This is a genomic window from Ruminococcus flavefaciens (genome assembly GCF_900119075.1).
Taxonomy (GTDB): Bacteria; Bacillota; Clostridia; order Oscillospirales; family Ruminococcaceae; genus Ruminococcus; species Ruminococcus flavefaciens_Q.
The window spans coordinates 122,183-149,027 of the sequence record NZ_FPIP01000004.1 but is presented as its reverse complement, the minus strand read 5'-3'; the positions used below and the strand labels follow the sequence as shown (position 1 = coordinate 149,027).

Below are 26,845 nucleotides of genomic sequence, written 5' to 3'. Positions count from 1 at the left end.
AAACTCCCGTCCAAATGAATTGATCAAAGCTTGTCTATCTCCGCAAGAAGCTCGGGAACTATGTCCTCTTCCTTTATCTTGCGCTGTGTGCCGTCCTTTTTGAAGATGATAGCACAGCCGTCGCCTCCTGCGATACCAACATCGGCTTCGCGGGCTTCTCCCGGACCGTTTACTACACAGCCCATAACTGCAACAGTTATATCCTTGTCCATATCCTTGACAGCTTCTTCAACCATTTTTGCAGTATTTATAAGGTCGATACGCGTTCTGCCGCAGGTCGGACATGAAACTATCCTTACACCGCCGCGCTTGCCGATACTTTTGAGGATATCCTTGGCGGCAGCTACCTCACGTACAGGATCATCAGTAAGGGATACGCGGATCGTCTCGCCTATGCCGTCGCAGAGCAGAGAGCCGATACCGATAGCGGATTTGATAAGTCCCATGCGCTCTGTGCCTGCTTCTGTTACTCCGAGGTGGAGCGGATAATTACACTTCTGTGCAGCAAGTCTGTACGAAGCTATCATCTTGTTTACGTCAGATGATTTTATGGAAATAACTATATCGTTGAAGTCAAAATGCTCCAGCATAGCTGCGTGTCCCATAGCGCTCTCAACAAGAGCCTCGGGCGTAGGAGAGCCGTACTTTGCAAGTATCTCCTTTTCAAGTGAGCCCGAATTTACGCCGATACGGATAGGAAGATTCCTTGCACGGCAGGCGTCAACTACTGCCTTTACTCTGTCCATGCCGCCGATATTGCCGGGGTTTATGCGTATCTTGTCAACTCCTGCCGCTGCGGACTCGATAGCCAGCTTGTAGTCGAAGTGGATATCCGCAACGAGAGGTATCTTAACAGCCTCCTTGATAGCAGGGATAAGCTTTACAGCCTCCATATTCGGGATAGCTGCGCGGATTATCTCGCAGCCTGCCTTTTCAAGCTCAACAGCCTGCTTTACACTGCCCTCGATATCGTCCGAGCGCATATTCAGCATGGACTGGATATATATATGCTTTCCATCGAGGACGCAGTCCCCTACCTTTACAGGTCTGACATTTCTCATAATATCTCTCCTTACTATGTAATCGGTGAATAACGCTTAGTTGTTATTCTGCTAATATTTCACGGGCGGCGTAACGCCGCCCCTACACTGCTTTCCAATAAAAATTTACTCTCAAAGCGTAAGCTTTTCTCCGTCCTCAGTTATAACGACTTCGTGGAAAAGCTCCTTCAATTCTTCCTCATAGACAGAGGGCTCCTTTTCAGCAGGGCTGTAATGCGTCAGCCACAGCCGCTTTACATTTGCTTTTGCTGCAATGTCGCAGGCGTCCTGCATGAGCATATGGCACTTCTCGTTCATGGACTCCTTTTTTTCGGGAAGTCCGTACATACCCTCACATATGAAAAGGTCGGAGCTCTCGGCAAAGCCTGCCAGCTCCGCTATCGGAAGTGTATCCGTGGTATAGGTTATCTTGATCGGAGCTCTCTTTTCTCCCGTAACTTCCTCGGGAGCTATGCTCCTGCCGTCATCAAGGGTGACAGTCTCCCCTGCGTGAAGCCTTTTCCAGTACTCTACAGGGATATTCAGCGCCTTGGCGTTTTCAGGCAGGAAAGGCGGCTTTTTTTCAAGTATAAGGCTGTAGCCTATACAGCTTACTCTGTGAGAAAGGGGCAGAGTCCTTATTTTCAGCATGGGTTCTATCATATCTGCCGAAAACTCATAGGGCTTATCCTCGGGAAGTCCGTGAAGCCTTACCTCATAGGGCAGAGCTCCGCAAACGCTCATAAGACTTCGCAGCACAGGCAGACAGCTTTCGGGAGCGGCTATGTCAAGGGGCTCGGTACGGGAGCTGTTGCCGATAGAAAGCAGCAGCCCGGGAAGTCCCGTTACATGGTCTGCATGACAGTGAGTAATTAGCAGGAGCTCTATCCTGCTCATTTTAAGTCCGTGCTTTGCAATGGCTACCTGAGTACCCTCGCCGCAGTCGATAAGGACTGCCTTTCCGTTGTATTCGGCATAGAGGCTGGTGAGGAATCTGTCCTTCAAGGGCAGCATCCCGCCTGTTCCCAATAAGCAGATATCAGGCATTTCAACCTCCTGTAATAAGTCTTGCTATGTCGTTGTAGGTTGCGAATATCATTACTCCGAAGAGGAGCACCATGCCTGCAAGATGTACGTAGCCCTCGTGCTCGGGCTTTACAGGCTTGCGGCGTACAAGCTCTATAAGGCAGAACAGCAGACGTCCGCCGTCAAGTCCCGGTATGGGAAGAAGATTGAATATACCGACATTGATAGTTATGAGCGCTGTCATGTATATCAGCTTGTAGATAGCGTCAACAATTGACTCATTGTTCTTGGTCTGCTCGCTGATAGCTGTTACAACACCTACAGGTCCCGAAACGTCCTCCTTGTGGAGCTGTCCCGTCAGCATCTGTTTAAGTGAAAGTCCCACTATATGGCTCATGGACATGAAGATATCTCCCGAGCCCTTGATAACTGTAAGAGGTGTCTTATCCTTGTACACAACGCCGAAGTCGATAACTCCGCCGCCCTCAGCCTTATCCTCGAAGAATATGTCGTTGAGAGTCTTTCTCTTGCCGTCGCGCTTTACGACTACCTTGTGTCCCTCATTGCTTGTAATGGAATCAAAGATGTAGTTGAGGTCGAGGGTGCTGTATATCCTTGTGCCGTCAATGGATATGAGCTTATCACCGTGGCGCAGTCCTGTTTCGTAGCTCTCGGCATAATAAGTTACAGTACCGTCATCGTTGCGCTGACCGCTGAAACCCTTGATAGTAGTAGTAGGCACCTGATCCATCATGCAGACAAGTATCATCAGCATGACGATACCCAGCACGAAGTTCATTGCCGCGCCTGCCACAAGAACTATCATACGCTTCCAGAGCTTTGCATTGCGGAAGCTTCGCGGATCGCTGTTGGTGGAATCCTCGCCCTCCATTGCGCAGTAGCCGCCTACAGGCAGAGCTCTCAGTGAATACTTGGTCTCGCCTTTCTGCTTCTGGAGAAGCTTAGGTCCCATACCGACTGAAAACTCCAGCACCTTTATGCCGCTGAGCTTGGCACAGATGAAATGACCGAATTCGTGAACTGTCACTATTAGTCCGAATATAAGTATCGCAATAATAATACCCATGTAGCCTGTTCCTTTCTTAATGCAGCTTATTCAGCCGCGATGCGCTCCCTGATGTATGCTCTTGCCGCAGTATCGGCTTTCATTACGTCGTCGTAGCTCTTTATCTCAGAGGGCGCGAACTTATCGAGCACAGACGATACCATTTCGCCTATCTCTATGAACCGTATCTCGTCATGGAGAAATGCCTTTACCGCTTCTTCATTGGCTGAGTTTACCAGACATGGATAAGCTCCGCCGCGTTTTATAGCCTCGATAGCCGCTGACAGACACTTGAAGGTGTCGTAGTCGGGCTTCTCGAATGTGAGCTTTCCGTAATCCGTCAGTGAAAGACGTCCCGTAGGACAGCTCATTCTGTCGGGATAAAGAAGAGCGTACTGTATCGGTATCTTCATATCGGGAACGCCCATTTGCGCTATCACCGAGTAGTCGTTATACTCTACTGCCGAGTGAACGACGCTCTGACGGTGTACAACTATCTCTATCTGGTCGGGAGTGAGGTCAAAGAGCCATTTAGCCTCGATAAATTCAAGTCCCTTGTTCATAAGTGTAGCAGAGTCAATGGTTATTTTATTACCCATTTCCCAGTTGGGGTGGTGGAGCGCCTGCGCCTTGGTTACGCTTTTCAGCTCCTCGTAGCTCCTGCCGAAGAACGGTCCGCCCGAAGCAGTGAGGATTATCTTGCTGAGCTGTGAACGCTTGTTGCCCTGTAAACACTGGAATATAGCCGAATGTTCGCTGTCAACGGGGTATATCCTTACGCCCTTGTCAGCAGCCGCTTTCATTACCAGCTCGCCGCCTGCAACGAGAGTTTCCTTGTTTGCAAGAGCAAGGTCCTTTCCAGCATCTATGGCTGTAAGTGTGGGAAGAAGTCCTACCATACCCACAACCGAATTGAGGACGATATCAGCCTCGTCAAGAGAAGCAAGCTTGCAAAGTCCCTCCATGCCGCTGTAGAGCTTCACGCCAAGGTCGGAGATACGGCTTTTCAGCTCGCCGTACTTCTCCTCGTTATAAATGCAAGCGTATGCAGGACGGAATTTCCTTATCTGCTGCTCTAAAGCCTCAACGCTGCTGTGAGCTGCAAGTGCAGCGACTTTGAGTCCGTGCTTCTCGCAGACCTCAAGTGACTGCGTACCGATAGAGCCTGTCGAACCGAGTATCGACACCGTTTTATTCATTATATTTTCCCCTTTTCGCGGAAATAACTTCCGAATGGTTATTTTGACAAAGTCCTTTATAAAATGCGAAAGGGACTATCCGTGAATAGTCCGTTTCAGAAATATCACTGTACGCCGAATATGGCGATAAATGCATAAAATGTAGGCAGCACGAAAAGAACGCTGTCAAAGCGATCCATAAGTCCGCCGTGTCCCGGCATTATCTTTCCGTAGTCCTTGAAGCCTATCTGGCGCTTTACCATTGATGCGGAAAGGTCGCCGACTGTACCGATAATCGCACACACTATGCCTGTTACGCAGGCGATAACAGCTCTTTTGGCTGTGAAGCCATAGTAAACAGAGAAAGCCACTGCATAGACAACTGCTGTAGTCACGATACCGCCCACAAGTCCTTCAATAGTCTTTTTGGGGCTTATCTCGGGACAGAGCTTGTGCTTGCCTATGGCAACGCCTGTGAAATATGCTCCAGTATCTGCTATCCATGCGCCGCAGAGTCCCATAATGAGCAGAAAAAGTCCGTTATCCGAGTCAAAACGCTCAATACGCACCATTGTAGTCATTGCCTGCGGTACAAGTATCATTACAGCAAGCACGAAGAATACCTGCTCATAGCGTATCACCTTGTGCTTTCTGAGCCATGTTACGAACACAGCAAAAGCACACAGAAGCACTATCCCGAATACATATAAATTATAATCATGAGCATAACGCCATGCGCAGAACTCATAATGCGGAGGAACAACAGGTCCGTCTACTGTAAGCTTCGTCATTATGCCGTAAAGTACAGGCACAGCTATTCCGCAAGCCTCGGCTGCAATAAGTATCGGGAAACACTTGTGGAGCTTTACCGCACGGATAAGCTCGAATAGCATTACCGCTATGATAGCTGCAACTGCTATGGGCAAAACAATGGTGTCATGGAAAAACAGCACTGCTCCCAGCAGTACAACGCCCACTGCTCCCGAAATGATTCGTGTAAGCATCAGACACCTCCGAAGCGGCGGTTTCTGTGAGCGTACTCGATGATAGCCTTGTCAAGCTCCTCGGGAGTGAAATCAGGCCATAAAACGTCGGTGTAGTAGAACTCCGCATAGGCGCTCTGCCATATGAGGAAGTTTGATATTCTCTGCTCGCCGCTTGGACGGATAAGCAGGTCAACATCGGGATAACCTGCTGTGTAGAGGTAATCCGAGATAGTCTGCTCTGTTATATCCTCGGGGCGTATCTCGCCCTTTGCAGCTCTTTCGGCAAGAAGCTTTGCGGCATGAGTTATCTCGTCGCGTCCGCCGTAGTTGACAGCCATGAGAATAGTCATCTCATCGTAATCGGCGGAGTCAGCCTCCAGCTTTTCCATTTTTTCGCGTATATCATCAGCGAAGGCGCTCTTGTCGCCGAGGAACACCATTCTTGTATTCTCGCTGAGGAAGTTTCTAACGTCTGCAAGATAGTCACGGAAAAGGTTCATGAGAGCTCCTACCTCTTCCTGTGAGCGCTTCCAGTTCTCGGTGGAGAAAGCATAGAAGCTGATAGTTTTTAGTCCGATGTCCTTGCAGTGACGAACTATAGTACGGAAGTTCTTAGCTCCCTCACGGTGTCCGAGAGAACGTGGCAGACCGCGCTTCTTAGCCCATCTGCCGTTGCCGTCCATTATGAATGCCACATGGTCGGGGAGCTTCTCGGGGAGCACCAGTTCATTAGATTCAGATTTGTCTTTTTTTCCAAATAATGCCATATTTCACCAATTATACAGTCATGATCTCTTTTTCTTTGTCTGCTACCATTTTATCAACGTCAGCACACATCTTGTCGGTAAGGTCCTGAACCTTCTTCTCGCAGTCCTTGAGGTCGTCCTCTGTGATCTCGGAGTTCTTCTTCATTGTCTTGTACTTTTCCATAGTATCACGTCTGATAGAACGAACAGTTACCTTACACTCCTCGCCGTACTTCTTGATGCTCTTGCAGAGCTCCTTGCGGCGGTCCTCAGTGAGCTGAGGGAAAGCAAGACGGATAACGTTGCCGTCGTTTACAGGCTGGATACCAATATCTGAAGCCTGTATAGCCTTTTCGATAAGCTTCAGTGTGGACTTATCCCATGGCTGGATAACAAGGATTCTTGCCTCTGATACGGATACTGCCGCCATCTGGTTAACAGGTGTGGGAGCTCCGTAATAATCTACCATTACCTTGTCGAGAACGCCCGGGTTAGCTCTTCCTGCACGGATAGAAGCAAACTCGTTTCCGAGGGCATTGAGGCTCTTGTTCATTTTTTCCTTAGCGATGTTAAGCTGTTCTTTCATGATAGTAATTCCTTTCGTTTATCAGTCCTCGGATACTACTGTTCCGATATTAGCGCCCATTACGGCGTCATAGATATTGTCGGGACGGCTGAGGTCGAATACCAGCATCTTCATGTGGTTGTCACGGCACATAGCGGCAGCAGTGCTGTCCATTACGCCGAGGTCCTCGCCGATGACCTGTGAGAAGGTAAGAGTATCGTACTTCTTGGCATCGTCAAATTTATGTGGATCCTTATCGTATACTCCGTCAACGAGAGTAGCCTTAAGGAGTATATCTGCGTCAATTTCGACAGAACGGAGAGCAGCAGCTGTATCTGTTGAGAAGAATGGGTTACCTGTACCGCAGCCGAAGATAACTATCCTGCCCTTGTCAAGATGTCTTACAGCTCTGTTGCGGATATATGGCTCTGCAATAGCAGCCATCTGAAGAGCTGTCTGTACTCTTACTACACAGCCAAGTGATTCAAGTACATCTGCAAGTGCAAGTGCGTTCATTGTTGTAGCGAGCATACCGATGTGGTCTGCACGGGTACGGTCCATAGCTCCGCTGGAACGTCCTCTCCAGAAGTTACCGCCGCCGACAACTACAGCTACCTGAGCGCCTGCGTCAGCACACTTCTTTATGCTCTGACATATCTCTGTAACTACGTCATAGTTGAGACCTGTTTTCTTGTCGCCTGCCAGAGCCTCGCCGCTGACCTTTAATAAAATCCTTTTATACTTTGGTTCCATATAAGCACCTCACAAAAAAATATCTATAGTATATTTTACACTAATTTCATAATAATGTAAAGTATATTCTTTCAAAAAAATCATTTTTAACGAAAAATTTTACAGGAATTTTTCATTTTCAGCGGAGTATTTTTTCTCAACATATGCCATTGTATATTATGCACCAAAATGTTGAAAATTTATCGTCACGATTATTTTTTATTTTTTCTTGACAACTGCCCCTCACCGTGGTATAATATAAAAGCTGATTAATTCGGCAGTAAAAATGGAGAGGTATCGAAGCGGTCATAACGAGGCGGTCTTGAAAACCGTTTGACTTAACGGTCACGTGGGTTCGAATCCCACCCTCTCCGCCATTATTTTTTTATCGGTGAGTTTCTCGCTCGTCGGTTTGCGGATTTACCCAAGTGGTGAAGGGGCTCCCCTGCTAAGGGAGTAGGTCGGGAAACCGGCGCGAGAGTTCAAATCTCTCAATCCGCGCCATACCTGCATTCTTTGAATGCAGGTTTTTTATTACCTGCACCAGTCTGTGTATATCATGAATTTATTATTTTTCACATAAAATAAGTATAGTTTTCATAGGAAATATGCTATACTCTATTTAAAGGAGGCGATCAGCATGAAAAAAATGATCGGATTCAATAAGGGCGTAAACTTCGGAGGCTGGCTCTCACAGTGCGATTACTCAAAGGAGCACCTTGACACCTTTATTACTGAAAATGACTTTAAAATTGCTGCTTCATGGGGCATAGACCATATACGCGTCCCATTTGACTATAATATTCTCGAAAACAAGGACGGCTCTTACAGAGAGGAGGGCTTTGCTTACCTCACTATGGCTGTCAACGCCTGCAGGGCAAACGGTCTCAATCTTATCCTTGACCTTCATAAAACAGCAGGCTTCTCATTTGATTACTACGGCGAGGACGAGAACGGTTTCTTCGACAGCGAGGAATATCAGGAGCGCTTCTACCGCCTATGGGAAGAAGTAGCAAGACGCTACGGAAAGCTTGTTCCCAATGTGGCATTCGAGCTTCTCAACGAAGTGACTGACGCTTCATTCATCGACGCATGGAACAGGATAGCTAAGGAGTGTATCCGCCGCATAAGAGCTATTGCTCCCGATATCATCATTCTTGTGGGCAGCTACTACAACAACAGCGCAAGCACAGTTCAGTATCTGGACGAGCCTTACGACGAGAACGTATTCTACAATATGCACTGCTATGAGCCCCTGAAGTTCACACATCAGGGTGCTTACTGGACAGACGCTATCATTCCCGAGGAGCGTATGGCTTTCGAGGAAAGCGTCACCTCAGAGGAATACTTCGAGGAGCTTTTCTCAACTGCTGTCGCCAAGGCTGAAAACCACGGCACAGGTCTTTACTGCGGAGAGTACGGCTGTATCGACGTTGTATCTCCTGAGGATACCGTCAAGTGGTACAGAACTATCAATGCCGTATTCAGAAAGCACGATATCGGCAGAGCCGCGTGGAATTACAAGCGCATGGACTTCGGTCTCTCAGATGACAGACTCAATGGCGTACATGACGAGCTCGTTAAATTACTGTAATACAAAAGTTATCCCCTTTGCTTTCGCAAAGGGGATTTTTTTAGTTATCGTTGTAAATAGTATCATCACGTTCTTTTGTATAGCCCGTCTTGTCAAAATATTTGTGCTCTACAGGCTCATTAAGAACAAGGCTTGTAACTTTCATAGTGTCTATCTGACCTATATCAGCAAAGTCTTTGGTATACCTCATTACGATACCCGTCCTCATATCAATAAGCATTTCAAGTGAATAATCACCTTCTGTGTAGCTGATAGCTGCGCATTGTCTGCCGAGTATCTCCTCTACTCCTTCGATATACCATTTGTCAAATTCGTAAAAATCTCCTGCACCCGGATACAGTACATATTCATTTTCCACATTCACATGGTATGTATTCTGCTGAACAGGCTCGCCTGTTTCCTCATCATAAACCTTTATCCAGCGGTATTGGTCGGGCATATATCTGTCAAGATAATCAAAGAATTCATAGTACCATTCATAATATGTCTTTTCATTTTCATTGACTGATGTAGATATACCGTCATACAGGTAAGTTGTACCGAGTCCGTGTTCCAGATTATTATCGATCTCGCTTTCTATCCTGTAGTATTTGCCTCTGTTATCTGCAAAGCTGTGCACTTCATTGCTCCAGACATTGCTTCCGTGCTCGCCGCGCATATTATATGTAATATCTGCCGAATCGAAGTAGTTATAGCTGTTCCACATCATATGATAGATAAAGCTCTTGTTTTCAAGGGTATTAAGCTCGTCAAAACCGCCTGCATTCCATATCTGCTGCGCGTACTTCTCTGTATCTACCTTTTTGAATCTGTATGTGCCGTTATTCCATGCATTGTCCAGCTCTGCCAGCAAGCTGCTTGTTTCGGCTGTATTATAATACTTTTTCTCTTCATGGAGCTGTAACTGTGCAAACTCGCCGTCATTGGAAGGGGCTTCGACAGTCGGGAGCTCATTATTGCTGTTGTGAGCATTCTGGTCTTCTTCGTTTTTCATCTTGACCGAGAATGAAGCTACTTTCCATACGCCGTCCTCGGGAAGAAGCTCTATATTCGCAACTACCCTCTGTCCGTCAGGTCTTTCATATTCTCTGGTGCAGGTCACCAGCTTTTCGAGAGAGCCCACTTCAAGGTCTTCAATAATACTATCGCCGTTTACAATAAGCGTCGAACCGCCCTTTTCAAACTCTGACGAGACAAGCTTGTAATTGCTGAAGTTATACAAGCCGTCAAAGCCGTATGCATAGCACTTATCAGGCTCGCAAAGGCTCTTTGCATAGACCTTATCATTATAAAGGATAAACGTCAGTAAATACTTGTTAGCAAACGGATCGTCCTTGAAATCATGGCCTACCTCATAGCTGCCGATATCAGGACCAACATACCTTTCACGGGAAGCTTTTATAAAAGTATCAGTGAAAAAAGCATCTAATTCCTTCCATGTATCAAGTCTTTCATCTTTAACTGCGTAATAATACTTGGTGATACTCATTTGCTTGCCCACCTCGGGAACGAATTCGTCACTGTTGAACCATATCCCGTCCGAAAGGTCAATTGTATTTGTTTCGGGATACTGAGCTCTCTGTATCAGCTCAACATTGCTGAGAAGCTTATCCACAAAAGTATCATCGCTGAAAATATCAGCTTTGGTCACGCCTTCGGAAGTTGCCTCCGTTACGCCGGTATTGCTGCTTGAGCTCATGTGCTGAACCTTTGACGAACGGGAAAGCATTACGCCGCCGAATGCTCCGCCAAATAGTACCAAAGCAGCCGCTGCTGCGGAAAAATACCTGTAAAGCTTGGGACGGCTGTAGCGCTCTACGCCCTCTGCGCTGACGATGAAGCCGTCATCGGAAGCTGCACTCTCCCCTGCCTTCAGTATATCATACTTTCTTTTGCTTATTTCATATATCTTTTCTTTTCTCTTGTCGTCCACTGCCTTATACCTCGAAGAAATCTTCTCTATGTCCGAATCCTTGTCGCTGAAAATCATATCAAGCTCGACTTTCATATCCTATCCTCCTATCTGGCAAAGCCTGCCTGCAATAAAAGCTCGCGCAGCTTTTTCACTGCACGGCTGCCCCTTGCGCGGACATTATCCGCTGAAAGCTCAACTATCCTGGCGATCTCCTTGGAGCTTCGTCCGTAGAAATACTTCTGTATTATTATTGTAGAGTCGGGCTCGCCCAGCTCGCTGACCTTATCGTACAGAAGCCGCCGCATCTCTGTGGTTTCTGAGGACTCTGCAACGTTTTCCTCCGAGACCAGCTCCCCTGTTTCCTCAATGGAAACATTACGCTCCTTGTGACGTGCTACTCTCCTGTATGTATCAACTGCCTTATTACGCGCAACCGCCGCCACAAAGGCTTTAAGGCTGCCATTTATGTCTTCATGCTTATCAAAATAGAAAAAGCAGTGAGCAAAGACGTCTCCCACACATTCGTCTATATCCTCGGGCTTTGCATAACATTTAAGCTTTGCATAAACTATAGTATAGACGTAGTTGAAGTATTTGTCGTAAAAGGCTCGCTGTCCCCTTTCGGGAGCAGATTTTATCAGCTGCACAAGATCATTTTCATTCATTTTGTCTCACTCCTTACCATGTACATGATAATTGGTATTTGCCCTTTCATTAATACTAATCGCTTGAAGTGCAAAAAACGAAACAAGTACTGATATATTTTTATTATTTAACCATATAACTGTAAAAAATTCTCTATCGGGTATTTACTTTTTGAGGGAAATATGATATTATATTAGTATTATAGATGTGGTTAGTCATTTTTTTAACAAGGCAGTCATACTGCCTTATTCACAGGGGAGGGCGTTATGCAGGTCGTTTTATGTGCTCTTATCGGCTATCTCTTCGGAAATATCAACCCTGCTTTCATTATCTCAAAGCTAAAGGGATTCGATATTCGTCAGAGAGGCTCGGGAAACGCGGGAGCTTCAAACACTGTTATCACTGTCGGAAAGAAAGCAGGTCTTTTTGTTGCTCTTTTCGATATCTTCAAGGCTGTTGCAGCCTCGCTGCTGGGTGCTTATCTGTTCCCACAGCTCAGATTTGCTAAAATCCTTGCAGGTTCATGCTGTATTCTGGGACACATCTTTCCTGCCATGATGAGATTTCACGGCGGTAAAGGTCTGGCTTCTCTGGGCGGAACTATCCTCGCATTCAATCCGATAGTATTTGTACTGCTTCTCGGATTCGAGATGATACTGGGCTTCTCTATGGACTATGTATGCGTTGTTCCTGTTACAGGCTCTGTGATTTTCACTATGATATACGCTCTTATCACGGGCGATCCCGTCGGTACAGCTATACTTTCAGTTGTGGCACTGGTCATTCTCTTCAAACATATCGAGAATTTCAAGAGAATACAGAACGGCACGGAGGCTCATATAAGCTTCCTGTGGAAAAAGGAACAGGAGATCGCAAGGATCAAAAAAAATACAGACGATTAAAAAAAGTCCCTTCGGGGGCTTTTTTGTGACATCATATGCGTCAGCCGCAGCGCTCAGTTACTCAGCGGCAGTTAGGAGTCTTTTTTATGCAGAGCAAAACCTCGGATATGTGCGAGGGACCTCTGGTCAGCAAGATAATTCTTTATACTATCCCTATCATTCTCACAGGCGTTTTGCAGCTTCTTTTCAACGCTGCCGACCTTGTAGTGGTAGGACGGTGCTGCGGTGATATCTCCGTAGGCGCTGTGGGAGCAACAGGCGCTCTTATAAACCTTATGGTAAACCTTTTCATTGGTCTGTCAGTCGGCGCAGGCGTTACAGTTGCTCACGGGATAGGCTCGGGCAGGGCTGAGGACGTCCGCAGAACGGTACATACCGCGATACCTGCCGCCTTTATCAGCGGAGCATTTCTCACCGTAATCGGTGTGCTATTCTCGGGTACTTTTCTGAAAATGATGGACACTCCTGCAAATGTACTGCCCCTTTCGGCAGCATACATGAAAATATACTTCTGCGGAACTATCCCCAGTATGCTGTACAACTTCGGCTCGGCGATACTCCGTGCCGCAGGAGACACAAAAAGTCCGCTGTATTATCTCACCGCCGCAGGCATACTGAATGTTATACTGAATCTGATATTTGTCATGGTATTCCATATGGACGTTTCAGGTGTAGCACTTGCCACTTCCCTTTCACAGGCTCTTTCAGCGGCTCTCATTGTCCGCGCTCTTATGAAAAGAGAGGACGCCTGCAGGCTGGAGCTGAAAAAGATGAAGATATACGGAAGACAGCTCAAACGCATTATCCAGATAGGCTTCCCTGCTGGACTACAGTCCTCCATATTTGCAATATCCAACGTAATTATACAGTCCTCTATCAACGAATTCGGAAATACATTGGGACACGTTGTTCTGTCGGGCAATTCAGCCGCTCAGAACATCGAGGGCTTTGTATATACCTCTATGAACTCCTACAGTCAGACCTCGCTGAACTTCACAGGTCAGAACTACGGCGCAGGCAAGCTTGATAGAATCAAAAAAATAATGTGGATATGCCTTATCGCTGTTTTCTGCACGGGTATGGCTCTTGGACTTACGGCGCTGTTCTTCGGAAGACCGCTGCTGTCCATATACCTCACCGACTCCGAGGAGGCTATAAAATACGGCATGATACGTATGACCTATATCATGATACCATACTTCCTCTGCGGACTTATGGACGTAACTACAGGACTTATCCGTGGTCTCGGGCGCTCTGTGCTGCCAATGCTCATAACCGTTATAGGCGTTGTCGGAATACGACTGGGCTGGATATTCGGCGTGTTCAGGATACCGAAATACCACTCTCTGCAAAGCCTTTACTTCTCATACACCATTTCATGGTTAGCAACGTTTCTCGTTGAACTTGGAGTTTTCCTGTTCATTATGCGAAAGCTGAAAAAAGAACATCAAGAATAGCACAAGCTTACATTAAAAAGGACGGCTCACGCCGTCCTTTTTCTATTTTCCTGTTACCTCACAAGAAGTGAACGCCGCTTCTGCCTCACGGATAAAGTATCCTTGCTCGGCACTGCACACAGGACACTCCTGCGGCGGCTCGCTGCCTACATGGATATGACCGCAGTTAAGACATATCCAGCGCTGCTGGGTATCGTCGCTGCGGAAGAGCCTGCCCTCACGGTAGAGCCCTGCATAGTAGGCAAAGCGAGTACCATGCTCCTTTTCTATCTCGGCTATGGCACGGAACTTCCGAGCTGCCTCGGTGAAGCCCTCGTCATCGGCGATACGTGCAAAATCGGGATATACAACTACATGCTCCTTTTCCTCTTCCTTCTGCGAAGCGTCAAGAAGCTGCCCGATATCCTCGAACACATCAGCAGGATAGCCTGCGGTAACGTCAACGGTCTGTCCTGCGGCGTCCTTCATAAGCTTCCAGAACACCATTGCATGGCGCTCCTCCTGCTCGGCTGTGAACCTGAACATACGCTCAAGTCCGATAAGTTTCTGCTGCTGAGCTATAAGCGCCGCCTGATAGTATCTCTGGCGCGACTGGCACTCACCAGCAAAAGCCCGCATGAGATTCATGCGGGTCTGGCTTTTGTTAAGATCTGTTTGCATGAGACCACTTCCTTTCAGAAGCAGTATCTGCAAATTTTTTCAAATTATTCCGAAATATCAGTCGTCCAGTATCGTGTAGCGGTATTTCATGATGTTCTCCGGATTCTTTAATCTGATATTCTGGATATGTCCGCACTGCGGGCAGGCGTCACAAATGACCTGACTTCTCTTTGGCTTCAGCTTCATCTCTTCTCCTTCGGGATAAAACTGTACCGCATAAGGAGTCACAAGAGTTCCTTTTACGACTTTAGTCGCGCAATACTCACAAACATTATCCATTAAATCGCCCCCCTTGCAGAAAAAATAGTATTTTTCTTATTATACCATATTTTTCGGCTTCTGTCAACAAAAAGAGCGGACTTATTTGCCCGCTCTTTTAATGAATTCAGCTGTTTTTTATATCTCGTTTACTTTTCTCTTGATGTAAGAAGTGTGGAGAACCTCATGAGCCTTGTGGCTGCCCGGCTTCTCGAAGAATTCCTCATAAACCTTCTTGATAGCTGGGTTCTCGTGAGACTGACGGAGAGGCATTGACTTGTCGAGGTTGTAGAGAACCTTAGCTCTCTCTTCTCTGATGTCAACGAAATTTCTAACGCCCATTGGAACCTGTGGCTGACCGCCGCCGTTTACACAGCCGCCGGGACAAGCCATGATCTCGATGAACTGAGCCTTGCAGCTGCCGTCTCTGATACTGTCAAGAACCTTTCTTGCGTTAGCAAGACCGCTTGTAACGATAACATTTACATCTGTACCTGCAACGTTGTATGTTGCTTCCTTGATATCCTTTGTACCGCGAACCTCAGGAAGGTCTGTTACATTGTCGCCTGTGAGTGTATATACAGCAGTTCTGAGAGCTGCTTCCATAACTCCGCCTGTAGCGCCGAAGATAACGCCTGCACCAGTAGAGATACCGAGCGGATCATCGAACTTCTCCTCAGGAAGTGAGTTGAAGAGGATACCTGCACGCTCGATCATTCTGCCCAGCTCACGAGTTGTGAGAGCGTAATCAACATCAGGAACACCTGCTGCGCTCTGATCAGGTCTGCCGATCTCGAACTTCTTAGCAGTACATGGCATGATAGATACCATAACGATATTCTTTGGATCGATACCCATTTTCTGAGCGTAGTATGTCTTAGCAGTTGCACCGAACATCTGCTGAGGTGACTTACATGTTGAAAGGTGATCGAGAAGATCAGGATAGTAGTGCTCACAGAACTTAACCCAACCTGGTGAGCAGGATGTGATGAGAGGAAGTGTTCCGCCGTTCTTGAAACGATCGAGGAACTCGTTAGCCTCTTCCATGATTGTAAGGTCAGCAGCAAAGTCTGTATCGAATACCTTGTCAAAGCCGAGTCTTCTGAGAGCTGCTACCATTTTACCCTCAGCATTTGTGCCGATAGGATTGCCGAAGCACTCGCCGAGACCTGCACGAACAGCAGGAGCTGTCTGAACGAGAACTGTCTTCTCAGGATCAGCGATGGCTGCCATAACTTCCTTAGTGTAGTCCTTCTCAGAGAGAGCGCCTACAGGACATACTGCGATACACTGTCCGCAGGATACGCAGCTTGTCTCGCCGAGTCCCATGTCAAATGCAGAACCGATATATGTCTTGAATCCACGCTCGTTAGCGCCGATAACGCCGATGCCCTGTGTCTTTGCACATACTGCTACGCAGCGGCGGCAAAGGATACACTTGTTATTATCACGGTACATATGAGGAGCAGAATTGTCTACCTCGTACTCGTTCTTAACGCCGTCGTAAACTGTAGCGTCCTCAACGCCGTAGTCCTTAGCAAGCTTCTGGAGCTCGCAGTTGCCGCTTCTTACGCAGGAGAGGCACTTTCTGTCATGAGTTGAAAGAATGAGCTCGAGAGTTCTCTTTCTTGACTCGATTACCTTTGGAGAGTTTGTGAGGATCTCCATATTGTTGGAACATGGATATACGCAGCCTGCAACCAGACGGAAGCCTCTGCCCTCGTTTACCTCAGTAACGCAGATACGGCAGGCACCGATCTCGTTGATCTCTTTCATATAGCAAAGTGTAGGAATCTCAAATCCAGCCATGTGAGCAGCTTCAAGAACAGTAGTGCCCTTGGGGACTTCTAATTCAACACCGTTGATTTTTACTGTAATATTTTCCATTACTATTCCTCCGCTTACTTCTTGATGATTGCCTTGAACTTACATGTAGCGATACAAGCACCGCACTTCACGCACTTAGTCTTGTCGATCTCCATTGCAGCAAGCTTCTTGCCGGGAGCGATATAGTCAGTTCTTGTGATAGCGGAAGCAGGACACTGCTTAGCACACATACCGCAGCCGATACACTTGTCCTTTTCGATCTCGAAGCTGAGGAGGTCCTTACATACGCCTGCAGGACACTTCTTGTCAACAACATGAGCGATGTACTCGTCACGGAAGCATCTGAGTGTGGAGAGAACAGGGTTTGGAGCTGTCTGACCGAGACCACAGAGAGAGTTAGCCTTGACGTGGTAAGCCAGCTCTTCAAGCTTGTCGAGGTCCTCAAGAGTTCCCTTGCCCTTTGTGATCTTGTCAAGGATCTCCCACATTCTCTTAGTACCGATACGGCATGGTGTACACTTACCGCAGGACTCGTCAACTGTGAATTCGAGGAAGAACTTAGCGATATCAACCATACAGTTATCTTCGTCCATAACGATAAGTCCGCCTGAACCCATCATTGAACCGATACCGATGAGGTTATCGTAGTCGATCGGGATATCGAAGTTTGAAGGATCGATACATCCGCCTGAAGGACCACCTGTCTGAGCAGCCTTGAACTTCTTGCCGTTAGGGATACCGCCGCCGATCTCTTCGATAACTTCGCGGAGTGTAGTACCCATAGGAACTTCAACGAGACCTGTGTTCTTGATCTTGCCGCCGAGAGCGAATACCTTAGTACCCTTTGACTTCTCGGTACCCATTGATGCGAACCACTCTGCACCGTTGAGGATTATCTGTGGGATATTAGCATATGTCTCAACATTGTTGAGGATAGTTGGCTTCTGGAAAAGACCTTTTTCAGCTGGGAAAGGAGGTCTTGGACGGGGCTCACCACGGTTGCCCTCGATAGATGTCATAAGAGCTGTCTCCTCACCGCAAACGAAAGCACCTGCACCGAGACGGAGATCGATATCGAAGCAGAAATCTGTTCCGAAGATGTTCTTTCCGAGCATACCGTTCTCACGAGCCTGCTTGATAGCGATGTTAAGACGCTCAACAGCGATAGGATACTCAGCGCGGACATAAATATAGCCCTGTGTTGCGCCGATAGCATAACCTGCGATAGCCATAGCCTCAAGTACAACATGGGGGTCGCCCTCGAGTACTGAACGGTCCATGAATGCACCCGGATCGCCCTCGTCAGCGTTACAGCAAACGTACTTCTGGTCAGCATTTGGAACGATGTTGCGGGCGAGCTTCCACTTCATACCTGTGGGGAATCCGCCGCCGCCTCTTCCGCGGAGACCTGAATCGAGGATAGTCTGGATAACGTCCTCAGGAGTCATAGTTGTGAGGACCTTACCGAGAGCCTCATAACCGTCACGTCCTATGTACTCGTTGATATTTTCAGGATTGATAACACCGCAGTTTCTGAGAGCTACACGGTGCTGCTTTTTGTAGAATGAAGTATCGTCGAGAGACTTGATCTCGTCGCCTGCAACTGTCTCCTCATAGAGGAACTCCTTAACAGGGTTGCCGCCGATGAGGTGCTCGTCAACGATACGTGGGATCTCGTCTACCTTAACGCGTGAGTAGAAAGAGCCCTCTGGGTATACGATCATGATAGGACCGCGCTCGCAGAGACCGAAGCATCCTGTCTTAACGATCTGTACCTTATCTGTAAGTCCCTTATCTGCAAACTGCTTTTCGAGCTCCTCAATGATCTTTGGTGAGCCTGAAGAAGTACATCCTGTACCGCCGCAGACAAGGACGTGTCTTTCATATTTTGAAGAAGCATTGCCATGTGTTCTGAGAGCAACTTCGCCCTTCATGCTGTCTCTGACAACCTTGAGTTCTTCAAGAGTTTTCATAAGTTAACCTCCTAAATGGTAATGTTTGGAATCAAGCGTATTTTTCAATGATCTTATCTACGTCGTCAACAGTAAGACGGCCGTAAACGTCCTCGTTTACTGTGAGGACAGGTGCAAGACCGCAGGCACCGATGCAGCGGCAAGCGTCAAGTGAGAACTTACCGTCTGGAGTGCACTCGCCTCCGCCTATTCCAAGCTTTTCCTGAAGCTTATTGTAGATATCTCCTGAACCTTTAACATAGCAAGCTGTACCGAGACAGACAGAGATTGTGTACTCTCCCTTTGGATACAGTGAGAACTGAGCGTAGAAAGTTACAACGCCGTAGATCTTCTCAAGCGGGATACCTGTGTTGTCGGAAATAATTGCCTGAACCTCGATCGGAAGGTAGCCGTAAATTTCCTGAGCCTTCTGAAGGATAGGCATAAGAGCACCCTTGTCGTTCTTCTTTTCTTCGATGACCTTGAGGAGCTCAGCCTCCTGCTCTGGAGTACCCTTGAAGGGAACAGTTGATTTAGCTGAATTCATTTAATGGACCTCCTTGTGTATTAGCTGTGAAAAATGTAACAATGTCGACCATAAAAAATTTATGAGACAAAATATCATATCTCACATATCCTAAGTATTATAACATAAAACGCGAAAAATTGCTATCGCCATTTTAGCCTAATTAGCTCCTAAATTACTGTATATTTTGCACAATTATAGCTAATACTGACCACCGGGCGCAAAATAAGGTTTACAACTGTCAAGGCTCTTAGCGTGCCGATAGGTTTAGTTAAAAAGTATCCATACTTGTACAAATGTCAAAGTTTTCCGAAAAATTAATTTGATTGTTTTATGAACAAAATATGCATTCTTTTGATTTTAACGTTTTACCAAGTGTTTATACTCAAAAAGATATTCCCTTGGCTTGAAAAAAAGCTTCTAAAATCAAAATTCACAATAAAATACTTATTTACATAAAATTCACAAAACATAAGCTCTTCATTTTATTGACAAATCAATTTTAGTATTGTATAGTAAACTTATAATATATACATAACGCACGTTTTTTCGGCTGATGCCGCGCCGATATCACCTGATAAAAGACATAAAAAACACAGCTTTTGAACACTCAGGTGAAGTCCCGGCTGCTTTATAACAGAATGTCCTGCACTGCGTTCTGTTCAACTTTGACACCGCCGTTTCAGACAAGGAGGAACTTATGAGTTTACCGAATGATCCCGTTATTTTACTGAGCTATATAAATACGCTTCTTCGTGACGAATACCCGTCCTTTGAGGAGCTGTGCAAGAGTCTTTGCACCTCTGCCGACGATATCAGTTCAAAGCTCGAAAAAATAGGTTATGTATATGATCCAAACACTAATTCATTCAGATAGTATCCCGTCCTGCTGATCTCATCTTAACCGACGCGGATACTCGGTCGGCTTTTTGCCGAATGGGAGGGCTTATGAACACGATCATCAAAAGAATGACGGCGGCTGTTTCTTCAGCAGTTATCGCCGTATGCTCCGTTGGCATCAATTACAGCTTCGGAGCTGACACCGAGGGAAAGACATATAAAGTACATTTTGAGCTGGGCGACGATGTTACTATCGTTCCCGACGACGACGGAAACGTTCCTGTTATCAAAGACGTTACCGATACCTACAATGCCGTTGTTTTCATGCCGAAAGCCGAGCTTGAAAGAGAGGGCTACTACTTCAAAGGCTGGACCGCTGATAATGTTTACGGCTATTTAAGCGGACGAGTTTATCATATCCCCGATCACGACGTTACTATCACCCCTGTGTGGCAGAAAAAAGACGACAATGTCTACCACACCGTAAAATTCAGTGTTGTTATCGACGGCGAAGTACGCGAGGACTATGAGAAAATGGTTCCTGCCGAGAAAGTCCGTGCGGGTGCTCTTGTAGAGATACCTATGAACGTTTTCCCACGCAGCGGATATGCTCAGAGCGGCTGGACAGACGGCACTCATGTCTTCACAGGACAGCAGTACATCGTTGTCGGCGACGAGGACATCACTCTTGAGCCAAACTGGTGCAAGAAGTATTTGCTGACTTATACTGTCGGCGACGCTGACAGAGTAAACGGGGCTGTAAAGCAGGAATATGAGGTAATGGAAACAGGCGCTGTGAATCTCCAGAGCAACAACCGTTTCTCCAGAAACGGCTTCTCTATCGGCGGCTGGCACTGCGAAACTGACGGTAAGGATTACAAATGCGACCAGAAGTTCGTTATGCCTGCAAGCGATGTCGTTATGACTCCTATCTGGGAGCCTATCAATTATACTGTCGTATTCTTCGCAAACACAGGTTCTGACAGCGACGATATCAGAATAAAGGGCAAGACTGATACCACTATCAAGCTGCCTGAGTGCAGCTGCAAAAAAGAGGGCTATACCTTCGGCGGCTGGAAAAAAGATGACAAGATATATCAGGCAGGCGAGGATTACCTTATCGAGGGCGCACTCCCCGGTGTTGGTATCTCATTTAACGCTGTATGGAATGCAGAGGGCAGTGAGACTACAACAACTACCACATCTGCAACTGCCACCACAACTTCTTCTGTGACAACAACGTCTACAGCTACAAGTCCTATCCTTTCAACAACATCTACAACAGCAGTAATGGCTTATGAGATAAGCGTTGTTGACAAGGCGTCAGGCAAGCTTATCAATGACGTTTACCTCAGCGCTAAGGATACCATTATTGAAAACGGTTCTTCAAGAGTATCCGAATTCCCTGTGGATACAAAATCAGCAAACCCAAAGAAAATTGATTTCAAGGGTATCAAAAACTTTGAGGGCATTACAAATATAAGCGATTTCAGCATTGTTCAAAATATCTACAACGGATTTGCGTATAAGCTCAGTGAGGACGATATCACAAGCGAGGTAAAGGACGGTACTGCTTATTACACAGTTAAGGTCGCTAAAAAGGTATATCCCGATGATGTAAGACCTTATTCACACGTTGTAAGAGTCTACGACAAGGCAACAAAGGAGCTCGTAAACGACGCTGTCGTTATGGGAGCATGGAATATCGTATATGAGGACGGCAAAGTAACAGGTCCTATCTCACAGATAGATACCTCCGCAGCTAATCCTGCTATCATAAGCTACGAGAAATACAAGGACGCCAAGGTTTGCAGCTTCAGTATAAACGGCGTTAAGGAAGGTTCGTCTTACACATTCAGCAAGGACGACTACACTACCGAGGACGACGGCGTTCAGCACAAAATCTACCATAATGTTTATCTCACAAAGTCTGAGATAACTTACGGCGACGCCAACAGCGACGGAAATGTTGATATGTCTGATGTAGTTCTTATCATGCAGGCTCTGGCAAATCCGAACAAGTTCGATATAAACGGTACAGATGATAACCACATCACCGAAAAGGGCAGAACAAACGCTGATGTATGGAACACAGGCGACGGTCTCACTACTGAGGACGCACTCCACATACAGAAGTATCTCCTCGGCCTCTGCGACATAACAGGCAAGGTGGAAATGACATCTTCACCCGAATAAGCATAACAAAAAAGGACTGCTTTTGCAGTCCTTTTACTTTTATATAACGCCGAGACCTTCGAGAAGAAGCTTCAAACCTATGAGGATAAGTATAGTTCCGCCTGCTATCTCGGCTTTTTTCTCATATTTGCTGCCGAACTTGTGACCGATGAAAACTCCCAAAAGTGAAAGTGCAAAGGTTATCGCACCTATCATAGTGACCGAGAACAACAGGTCTGTTTTTTCTGCGGCAAAAACTATTCCTACCGCAAGCGCGTCAATGCTTGTTGCTATGGCAAGCAGTGTGAGTTCCTTTAAGTCGAGCCTGTACTCCTTGTCTGTGTCATCCTGCTCATCGCCCTTTATGGCTTCAATTATCATCTTTCCGCCGATAAAGGCAAGAAGTCCGAATGATACCCAGTGACTGAACGAGTTTATAACATTGGCAAAACGGCTTCCGAGGAAATAACCTATCACAGGCATTATTCCCTGAAATACACCGAAGAACAGAGCTGTTATAACTCCACCCTTTAAATTGAGCTTTTTCATGCTCAGCCCCTTACAGACTGATACTGAAAATGCGTCCATTGCAAGTCCAACGGAGATAAGCAGAAGTTCGACTAAACTCATAAAAAACGTCCTCTCATAAAAAAAATTCGGATACCATTGTACCCGAACCTCACTCAGGTACGACGATAAAGCCGTACATGAGTCTCATTATTTAAGGCAAAACCGAACGCTTTCGCGTTAGTATGTCGGCTTGCCGCACACTTTCGTATGTTAACTACTCCCTCACATAACAATGCTTATTATACATTGTATTTCAGCGCCTGTCAATATATTACAGTTAGCATAACAAAACAGAGATATTATACAATAATACTTATATGAAAGTATATAGTTAATTATGGGGGAAACCTTTCTGAGGAAAGGTTCCTCTGACGGAGGCGCGCCCCTCTGTCACTGTGTGACATCTCCCCGCACTGCGGGGAGTCACCCCCATACCCCTTTCCAAAGACTTTTATCTGGTTTTTTCACCGATAGGGCGCTCCATAAATAAAAAAGCCCTGCAAAATGCAGGTGCGCCCTATCGGTGAAAAAACAAAACGAAAGTTTTAGGGAGAGAGTTTGAGAGAAGCCCCTTTTTCAAAAGGGGTTCTCTCAATAATAAGCGTAAAACTTCTATATAAGTATTGCGGATACTATCCCCTGTTTTATTATTCTTCGTCAGGCATTTCCCAGTTATGGTAAACGTTCTGAACGTCGTCGTTCTCTTCGAGGTGCTCAAGGAGAAGGTTCATCTTCTTGATATGATCCTCGTCTGTGAGAGTTGTATAAGTAGAAGGTATCATCTCAGACTCGGCAGAAATTACATTATAGCCCTTTTCTGTAAGTCCCTCGCGGAGAGCGTGAACGCTCTCGGGAGCGCACTCGATCTCAACTGTTTCCTCGTTGATGTCGAAGTCCTCGCCGCCGAACTCGAATACGTCTTCCATTACCTTGTCCTCGTCGAGGCCTGTGTTCTCAAGGATAACGATACCCTTGTTTGTGAACATGAAAGATACACAGCCGATAGTACCGAGGTTTCCGCCGAACTTATCGAAATAGTGACGAACCTCGCCTGCTGTTCTGTTTCTGTTGTCTGTAAGACACTCAACGATAACAGCTACACCGTTAGGACCGTATCCCTCGTATGTTATGTTCTCATAGTTGTTCTTGTCGCCGTCGCCTGCTGCCTTCTTGATGATACGCTCGATATTGTCGTTAGGCACATTGTTGGACTTTGCCTTTGCGATAAGGTCACGAAGCTTGCTGTTGTTGTTAGGATCAGGACCGCCCTCCTTAACTACAACGGTGATCTCACGTCCGATCTTAGTGAAGATCTTGCCCTTTGCAGCGTCGGTAGCTTCTTTTTTACGTTTGATATTGTTCCATTTTGAATGACCTGACATAGTTTACACTCCTATCTGTTCATTTTCATTTATATTTGAATTTATAATAAGTTCAAACAGTTCCTTGATACGCTCGTTTCCGCCTGTTAGATATAGATAGCCGAAAAGGCACTCCAGCGCCGTAGCTCTGCGGTATTCAGCCGCGTCGGCGTGCTTGGGGACTGTATTTCCAGTGGCATTCCTGCCTCTTTTCAGCACCGCAAGTTCATGGTCGCTTAGATTCTCAGCCACAAGGTCATACGCCTTGGACTGAAACTCCGCACAAACCAGCTTTATCTTTGCGGAATGGAGCTTCGCAACAGGCATATTTGCCTGACGAAGCAGATACTCCCTCACAAGGGTATCGTAAACACTGTCTCCCAGAAATGCAAGAGTCAGCGGACTGTATGAATTAGCTTCACGCTCGGTAAGTTTTTCTGTGCTCATATCAGTTTACAAAGTCGAACTCGAAGCCCTCAAGGCTTACGGTGTCGCCCTCCTGTATGCCCATTTCCTCAAGCTTTGCGATAATGCCGCTGTTGATAAGCACACGCTGGAAATACTGGAGCGACGAATAGTCGTCGGGATCAACAGTACGCATGATAGGCTGTATCCACGGTGCGTCAACGAAGTAGACATCGTCCTCGACAGTTATCTCGAACTTCTTGTCAACACCCAGCATCTCGTCAAGCTCCTCCTGCGGTATGGGCTCTGCCTCAAATTCCTTTATAGGCGGCAGTGTGTCAAGCACTTCGGATATCTTTTTCACAAGCTCCGATGTGCCCTGTGTAGTTGCAGCTGATATGCAGAAAAATGGTATATTCTTGTCCTCTATATATTTTCGGAACTTTTCTATCTGCTCCTCGGTCGCCATGTCTGATTTATTGGCAGCCACTATCTGAGGACGCTCTGCAAGCTCCTCGTTGAACTTGGCAAGCTCCGCGTTTATAACGTCGAAATCCTCGCAGGGATCACGTCCCTCAATGCCTGAAACATCGACCACATGGACTATAAGTCTACAGCGCTCGACGTGTCTGAGGAACTCATGTCCCAGTCCTACGCCGTCGCCTGCGCCCTCGATAAGTCCGGGGATATCAGCCATTACGAAGGACTTCTCCTCCTCTACCCTTACAACTCCCAGAACAGGAGTAAGAGTAGTAAAATGGTAATTTGCTATCTTCGGCTTTGCTGCGCTTACAACAGAGATAAGTGTGGATTTTCCGACATTTGGGTATCCCACAAGACCTACGTCCGCAAGGAGCTTCAGCTCCAGAGTCACCTCGAACTCCTCACCCGGATAGCCGGGCTTTGCGAATTTTGGTATCTGGCGTGTTGAGGTAGCAAAGTGGACATTGCCCTTGCCGCCCTGTCCGCCTTTTGCAAGGACCTTCGGCTCGTCAGTGGACATATCCGCCATTATCCTGCCGCTTTTTGCGTCGCGTATGACAGTACCTCTTGGCACCTTTATAATAAGTGGCTGAGCGCTTTTGCCAGTGCAGTTTCTTCCGCTGCCGTTTTCCCCGCGGTCAGCCACATATTTCCTCTTATACCTGAAATCTATCAGAGTCGAGAAATTATCATCGACCTGAAAAATCACATCTCCGCCGCGTCCGCCGTCGCCGCCGTCGGGACCGCCTGCCGCTACATACTTTTCGCGGTGAAACGATACAGCGCCGTCGCCGCCGTCACCTGCTTTGATCATTATTTTCGCCTGATCAACGAACATTTCCGTCCTCCGTTTCTAAAGAAAAATCCCAAGCGAAAGCTCGGGATTTATTGTCACGTTATGGCTGTTACTGCTCAATCTCGTAAACAGAAACCTTCTTACGGTCACGTCCGTAACGCTCAAACTTTACCTTACCGCTTACTGTAGCGAATAATGTATCATCTGAACCGATGCCGACACCGTTACCAGGGTGGATATGTGTTCCTCTCTGACGAACGAGAATGTTGCCAGCCTTAACAAACTGACCGTCTGCTCTCTTAACACCAAGTCTCTTAGCCTCAGAGTCACGTCCGTTCTTTGTGGAACCGCCGCCCTTCTTATGAGCAAAGAACTGCATACTAATCTTAAACATACTTACACCTCCGAAATAGTGATTTTGATCGTGTTAGGGTACTCTTCCAGTATAGCCTCAAAGTGCTGTTTTAAAACATTCAGCAGACGCGAAGGAGTCTCTCCCCCGTCACCGCAAATACATTCGATAACGTTATCACCCACAGTGACATTCGGTTTCAAACCGAATTCATCGAGGATATTTGCAGTAAGCTGTACCGCTGATGAAACAGCCGCACAGACAACGTCCTTTCCGCTCTCGGCATAGCCTGAGTGGCCGCTGAACTTAAAGCCTGTCAGGAGTCCCTGCTTTTCATAAAATTCTGCGCGGATCATGATCAAGCCTTGATAGCTTCGATCTTGACCTGAGTGTAAGGCTGTCTGTGTCCCTGCTTTCTCTTTTCACCCTTCTTAGGCTTGTAAGTGAAAACAGTGATCTTCTTAGCCTTGCCGTTCTTCAGAACCTTTGCGCTTACAGCTGCACCGTCAACATAAGGTGTACCGATCTTAAGACCATCGTCTGCTCCGAGAGCTACTACCTTGTCGAAAGTAACTGTCTCATCAGCCTCAGCTGCGAGCTTCTCGATGAAGATGATATCTCCCTCGTTTACCTGATACTGCTTTCCGCCGGTTTCAATAACTGCGTACATATTGTGGCACCTGCCTTTTCAATAAACTCGCTGTTACAGGCGTGTGAGCGCACAACTTTAAAGCCTGTTTACAAGCGGCAATAATATTTTATCACAAAGATACGGCTTTGTCAAGCTT

At 46.7% G+C, this 26,845-nt stretch carries 27 protein-coding genes and 2 tRNA genes; 7 read left to right on the top strand and 22 right to left on the bottom strand.

The window, feature by feature from the left end; translation table 11 throughout:
* Nucleotides 1-23: 23 nt before the first annotated feature.
* The 8 genes from ispG to pyrH all read right to left on the bottom strand — a co-directional run bounded on the left by ispG (nt 24) and on the right by pyrH (nt 7,360).
* The gene (gene ispG / locus BT105_RS07620) at nt 24-1,061 is read right to left on the bottom strand and encodes a flavodoxin-dependent (E)-4-hydroxy-3-methylbut-2-enyl-diphosphate synthase (RefSeq protein WP_072300167.1); all 1,038 of its coding nucleotides are present in this window, start codon (nt 1,059-1,061) and stop codon (nt 24-26) included.
* A gap of 111 nt (nt 1,062-1,172) precedes the next feature.
* Nucleotides 1,173-2,087, bottom strand: coding sequence for a ribonuclease Z (locus BT105_RS07615; protein WP_072300166.1), 915 nt, complete (start codon nt 2,085-2,087; stop codon nt 1,173-1,175).
* Between the two features lies 1 nt (nt 2,088).
* Nucleotides 2,089-3,153 (bottom strand): M50 family metallopeptidase, encoded by a 1,065-nt coding sequence (locus BT105_RS07610; RefSeq protein ID WP_072300165.1) that lies wholly within the window; start codon nt 3,151-3,153, stop codon nt 2,089-2,091.
* A gap of 26 nt (nt 3,154-3,179) precedes the next feature.
* Nucleotides 3,180-4,331 (bottom strand): 1-deoxy-D-xylulose-5-phosphate reductoisomerase, encoded by a 1,152-nt coding sequence (locus BT105_RS07605; protein WP_072300164.1) that lies wholly within the window; start codon nt 4,329-4,331, stop codon nt 3,180-3,182.
* A 104-nt stretch (nt 4,332-4,435) separates the two neighbouring features.
* Nucleotides 4,436-5,314, bottom strand: a complete 879-nt coding sequence (locus BT105_RS07600) for a phosphatidate cytidylyltransferase (protein ID WP_072300163.1) — start codon at nt 5,312-5,314, stop codon at nt 4,436-4,438.
* A complete protein-coding gene (locus tag BT105_RS07595; RefSeq protein ID WP_028515684.1) occupies nt 5,314-6,063 on the bottom strand; it encodes an isoprenyl transferase in 750 nt (249 codons plus the stop codon). The genes BT105_RS07600 and BT105_RS07595 overlap by 1 nt, the downstream gene beginning before the upstream one ends.
* A gap of 10 nt (nt 6,064-6,073) precedes the next feature.
* Nucleotides 6,074-6,628: a ribosome recycling factor gene (gene frr / locus BT105_RS07590; RefSeq protein WP_072300162.1), complete on the bottom strand. Its 555-nt coding sequence runs from the start codon at nt 6,626-6,628 to the stop codon at nt 6,074-6,076.
* Between the two features lie 21 nt (nt 6,629-6,649).
* Nucleotides 6,650-7,360 carry a UMP kinase gene (pyrH, locus tag BT105_RS07585; protein WP_028515686.1) on the bottom strand — a complete coding sequence of 237 codons (711 nt, stop codon included), beginning with the start codon at nt 7,358-7,360 and terminating at the stop codon, nt 6,650-6,652.
* Between the two features lie 267 nt (nt 7,361-7,627).
* Between pyrH and BT105_RS07580 the strand changes: the two genes are divergently transcribed.
* The 3 genes from BT105_RS07580 to BT105_RS07570 all read left to right on the top strand — a co-directional run bounded on the left by BT105_RS07580 (nt 7,628) and on the right by BT105_RS07570 (nt 8,933).
* A tRNA-Ser gene (locus BT105_RS07580) sits at nt 7,628-7,716 on the top strand.
* A 37-nt stretch (nt 7,717-7,753) separates the two neighbouring features.
* Nucleotides 7,754-7,843: transfer RNA gene (locus BT105_RS07575), tRNA-Ser, on the top strand.
* Between the two features lie 136 nt (nt 7,844-7,979).
* Nucleotides 7,980-8,933 (top strand): glycoside hydrolase family 5 protein, encoded by a 954-nt coding sequence (locus BT105_RS07570; protein ID WP_072300161.1) that lies wholly within the window; start codon nt 7,980-7,982, stop codon nt 8,931-8,933.
* A 40-nt stretch (nt 8,934-8,973) separates the two neighbouring features.
* Here BT105_RS07570 and BT105_RS07565 read toward each other — a convergent pair whose 3' ends face one another.
* Together BT105_RS07565 and BT105_RS07560 are read right to left on the bottom strand one after the other, a co-directional pair.
* Nucleotides 8,974-10,941 (bottom strand): hypothetical protein, encoded by a 1,968-nt coding sequence (locus BT105_RS07565; protein ID WP_072300160.1) that lies wholly within the window; start codon nt 10,939-10,941, stop codon nt 8,974-8,976.
* An 11-nt stretch (nt 10,942-10,952) separates the two neighbouring features.
* Nucleotides 10,953-11,513 carry an RNA polymerase sigma factor gene (locus BT105_RS07560; protein WP_028515991.1) on the bottom strand — a complete coding sequence of 187 codons (561 nt, stop codon included), beginning with the start codon at nt 11,511-11,513 and terminating at the stop codon, nt 10,953-10,955.
* A gap of 246 nt (nt 11,514-11,759) precedes the next feature.
* Here BT105_RS07560 and BT105_RS07555 point away from each other — a divergent pair, with 246 nt between their 5' ends.
* Together BT105_RS07555 and BT105_RS07550 are read left to right on the top strand one after the other, a co-directional pair.
* Nucleotides 11,760-12,395: a glycerol-3-phosphate acyltransferase gene (locus tag BT105_RS07555; RefSeq protein WP_072300159.1), complete on the top strand. Its 636-nt coding sequence runs from the start codon at nt 11,760-11,762 to the stop codon at nt 12,393-12,395.
* 86 nt (nt 12,396-12,481) lie between these two features.
* Nucleotides 12,482-13,852 carry an MATE family efflux transporter gene (locus BT105_RS07550; protein ID WP_072300158.1) on the top strand — a complete coding sequence of 457 codons (1,371 nt, stop codon included), beginning with the start codon at nt 12,482-12,484 and terminating at the stop codon, nt 13,850-13,852.
* Nucleotides 13,853-13,894: 42 nt separating this feature from the next.
* Here the strand turns inward: BT105_RS07550 and BT105_RS07545 are convergent, their stop codons facing one another.
* The 5 genes from BT105_RS07545 to BT105_RS07525 form a co-directional block, all read right to left on the bottom strand.
* Nucleotides 13,895-14,512: a rubrerythrin family protein gene (locus BT105_RS07545; protein WP_072300157.1), complete on the bottom strand. Its 618-nt coding sequence runs from the start codon at nt 14,510-14,512 to the stop codon at nt 13,895-13,897.
* Between the two features lie 57 nt (nt 14,513-14,569).
* Complete coding sequence (locus BT105_RS07540; protein ID WP_072300156.1) at nt 14,570-14,791, bottom strand: hypothetical protein; 222 nt, start codon at nt 14,789-14,791, stop codon at nt 14,570-14,572.
* A 117-nt stretch (nt 14,792-14,908) separates the two neighbouring features.
* A complete protein-coding gene (locus BT105_RS07535) occupies nt 14,909-16,657 on the bottom strand; it encodes an NADH-dependent [FeFe] hydrogenase, group A6 (RefSeq protein WP_072300155.1) in 1,749 nt (582 codons plus the stop codon).
* A 14-nt stretch (nt 16,658-16,671) separates the two neighbouring features.
* Nucleotides 16,672-18,531 (bottom strand): NADH-quinone oxidoreductase subunit NuoF, encoded by a 1,860-nt coding sequence (locus BT105_RS07530; RefSeq protein ID WP_072300333.1) that lies wholly within the window; start codon nt 18,529-18,531, stop codon nt 16,672-16,674.
* 70 nt (nt 18,532-18,601) lie between these two features.
* On the bottom strand, nt 18,602-19,096 hold the full coding sequence (locus tag BT105_RS07525) for an NADH-quinone oxidoreductase subunit NuoE family protein (RefSeq protein ID WP_024859289.1): 495 nt from the start codon (nt 19,094-19,096) through the stop codon (nt 18,602-18,604).
* A gap of 679 nt (nt 19,097-19,775) precedes the next feature.
* On the opposite strand from BT105_RS07525, the gene BT105_RS07520 reads away from it, so the two are divergent.
* Together BT105_RS07520 and BT105_RS07515 are read left to right on the top strand one after the other, a co-directional pair.
* Nucleotides 19,776-19,952, top strand: coding sequence for a DUF4250 domain-containing protein (locus tag BT105_RS07520; protein ID WP_072300154.1), 177 nt, complete (start codon nt 19,776-19,778; stop codon nt 19,950-19,952).
* A 71-nt stretch (nt 19,953-20,023) separates the two neighbouring features.
* Entirely contained in the window at nt 20,024-22,111 is a 2,088-nt protein-coding gene (locus tag BT105_RS07515; protein WP_072300153.1) for an InlB B-repeat-containing protein, read from the top strand.
* A gap of 39 nt (nt 22,112-22,150) precedes the next feature.
* On the opposite strand, the gene BT105_RS07510 is transcribed toward BT105_RS07515, so the two are convergent.
* The 7 genes from BT105_RS07510 to rplU form a co-directional block, all read right to left on the bottom strand.
* The gene (locus BT105_RS07510; RefSeq protein ID WP_072300152.1) at nt 22,151-22,720 is read right to left on the bottom strand and encodes a manganese efflux pump MntP; all 570 of its coding nucleotides are present in this window, start codon (nt 22,718-22,720) and stop codon (nt 22,151-22,153) included.
* 587 nt (nt 22,721-23,307) lie between these two features.
* A complete protein-coding gene (locus BT105_RS07505; protein ID WP_072300151.1) occupies nt 23,308-24,042 on the bottom strand; it encodes a YebC/PmpR family DNA-binding transcriptional regulator in 735 nt (244 codons plus the stop codon).
* A 3-nt stretch (nt 24,043-24,045) separates the two neighbouring features.
* Nucleotides 24,046-24,468, bottom strand: a complete 423-nt coding sequence (locus BT105_RS07500) for a Mini-ribonuclease 3 (protein ID WP_072300150.1) — start codon at nt 24,466-24,468, stop codon at nt 24,046-24,048.
* A gap of 1 nt (nt 24,469) precedes the next feature.
* Entirely contained in the window at nt 24,470-25,747 is a 1,278-nt protein-coding gene (gene obgE, locus BT105_RS07495; protein WP_028515980.1) for a GTPase ObgE, read from the bottom strand.
* A gap of 67 nt (nt 25,748-25,814) precedes the next feature.
* Nucleotides 25,815-26,099 carry a 50S ribosomal protein L27 gene (gene rpmA, locus BT105_RS07490; RefSeq protein WP_024859281.1) on the bottom strand — a complete coding sequence of 95 codons (285 nt, stop codon included), beginning with the start codon at nt 26,097-26,099 and terminating at the stop codon, nt 25,815-25,817.
* A 2-nt stretch (nt 26,100-26,101) separates the two neighbouring features.
* Nucleotides 26,102-26,413: a ribosomal-processing cysteine protease Prp gene (locus tag BT105_RS07485; RefSeq protein ID WP_072300149.1), complete on the bottom strand. Its 312-nt coding sequence runs from the start codon at nt 26,411-26,413 to the stop codon at nt 26,102-26,104.
* Between the two features lie 2 nt (nt 26,414-26,415).
* The gene (gene rplU, locus BT105_RS07480) at nt 26,416-26,727 is read right to left on the bottom strand and encodes a 50S ribosomal protein L21 (protein WP_028515978.1); all 312 of its coding nucleotides are present in this window, start codon (nt 26,725-26,727) and stop codon (nt 26,416-26,418) included.
* Between the last annotated feature and the right edge of the window lie 118 nt (nt 26,728-26,845).

What these genes read in the sequence shown, in the direction of transcription:
- ispG (WP_072300167.1), bottom strand. Translation starts at nt 1,061, where the DNA reads ATGAGAAATGTCAGACCTGTAAAGGTAGGGGACTGCGTCCTCGATGGA.
- BT105_RS07615 (WP_072300166.1), bottom strand. Translation starts at nt 2,087, where the DNA reads ATGCCTGATATCTGCTTATTGGGAACAGGCGGGATGCTGCCCTTGAAG.
- BT105_RS07610 (WP_072300165.1), bottom strand. Translation starts at nt 3,153, where the DNA reads ATGGGTATTATTATTGCGATACTTATATTCGGACTAATAGTGACAGTT.
- BT105_RS07605 (WP_072300164.1), bottom strand. Translation starts at nt 4,331, where the DNA reads ATGAATAAAACGGTGTCGATACTCGGTTCGACAGGCTCTATCGGTACG.
- BT105_RS07600 (WP_072300163.1), bottom strand. Translation starts at nt 5,314, where the DNA reads ATGCTTACACGAATCATTTCGGGAGCAGTGGGCGTTGTACTGCTGGGA.
- BT105_RS07595 (WP_028515684.1), bottom strand. Translation starts at nt 6,063, where the DNA reads ATGGCATTATTTGGAAAAAAAGACAAATCTGAATCTAATGAACTGGTG.
- frr (WP_072300162.1), bottom strand. Translation starts at nt 6,628, where the DNA reads ATGAAAGAACAGCTTAACATCGCTAAGGAAAAAATGAACAAGAGCCTC.
- pyrH (WP_028515686.1), bottom strand. Translation starts at nt 7,360, where the DNA reads ATGGAACCAAAGTATAAAAGGATTTTATTAAAGGTCAGCGGCGAGGCT.
- BT105_RS07570 (WP_072300161.1), top strand. Translation starts at nt 7,980, where the DNA reads ATGAAAAAAATGATCGGATTCAATAAGGGCGTAAACTTCGGAGGCTGG.
- BT105_RS07565 (WP_072300160.1), bottom strand. Translation starts at nt 10,941, where the DNA reads ATGAAAGTCGAGCTTGATATGATTTTCAGCGACAAGGATTCGGACATA.
- BT105_RS07560 (WP_028515991.1), bottom strand. Translation starts at nt 11,513, where the DNA reads ATGAATGAAAATGATCTTGTGCAGCTGATAAAATCTGCTCCCGAAAGG.
- BT105_RS07555 (WP_072300159.1), top strand. Translation starts at nt 11,760, where the DNA reads ATGCAGGTCGTTTTATGTGCTCTTATCGGCTATCTCTTCGGAAATATC.
- BT105_RS07550 (WP_072300158.1), top strand. Translation starts at nt 12,482, where the DNA reads ATGCAGAGCAAAACCTCGGATATGTGCGAGGGACCTCTGGTCAGCAAG.
- BT105_RS07545 (WP_072300157.1), bottom strand. Translation starts at nt 14,512, where the DNA reads ATGCAAACAGATCTTAACAAAAGCCAGACCCGCATGAATCTCATGCGG.
- BT105_RS07540 (WP_072300156.1), bottom strand. Translation starts at nt 14,791, where the DNA reads ATGGATAATGTTTGTGAGTATTGCGCGACTAAAGTCGTAAAAGGAACT.
- BT105_RS07535 (WP_072300155.1), bottom strand. Translation starts at nt 16,657, where the DNA reads ATGGAAAATATTACAGTAAAAATCAACGGTGTTGAATTAGAAGTCCCC.
- BT105_RS07530 (WP_072300333.1), bottom strand. Translation starts at nt 18,531, where the DNA reads ATGAAGGGCGAAGTTGCTCTCAGAACACATGGCAATGCTTCTTCAAAA.
- BT105_RS07525 (WP_024859289.1), bottom strand. Translation starts at nt 19,096, where the DNA reads ATGAATTCAGCTAAATCAACTGTTCCCTTCAAGGGTACTCCAGAGCAG.
- BT105_RS07520 (WP_072300154.1), top strand. Translation starts at nt 19,776, where the DNA reads ATGAGTTTACCGAATGATCCCGTTATTTTACTGAGCTATATAAATACG.
- BT105_RS07515 (WP_072300153.1), top strand. Translation starts at nt 20,024, where the DNA reads ATGAACACGATCATCAAAAGAATGACGGCGGCTGTTTCTTCAGCAGTT.
- BT105_RS07510 (WP_072300152.1), bottom strand. Translation starts at nt 22,720, where the DNA reads ATGAGTTTAGTCGAACTTCTGCTTATCTCCGTTGGACTTGCAATGGAC.
- BT105_RS07505 (WP_072300151.1), bottom strand. Translation starts at nt 24,042, where the DNA reads ATGTCAGGTCATTCAAAATGGAACAATATCAAACGTAAAAAAGAAGCT.
- BT105_RS07500 (WP_072300150.1), bottom strand. Translation starts at nt 24,468, where the DNA reads ATGAGCACAGAAAAACTTACCGAGCGTGAAGCTAATTCATACAGTCCG.
- obgE (WP_028515980.1), bottom strand. Translation starts at nt 25,747, where the DNA reads ATGTTCGTTGATCAGGCGAAAATAATGATCAAAGCAGGTGACGGCGGC.
- rpmA (WP_024859281.1), bottom strand. Translation starts at nt 26,099, where the DNA reads ATGTTTAAGATTAGTATGCAGTTCTTTGCTCATAAGAAGGGCGGCGGT.
- BT105_RS07485 (WP_072300149.1), bottom strand. Translation starts at nt 26,413, where the DNA reads ATGATCCGCGCAGAATTTTATGAAAAGCAGGGACTCCTGACAGGCTTT.
- rplU (WP_028515978.1), bottom strand. Translation starts at nt 26,727, where the DNA reads ATGTACGCAGTTATTGAAACCGGCGGAAAGCAGTATCAGGTAAACGAG.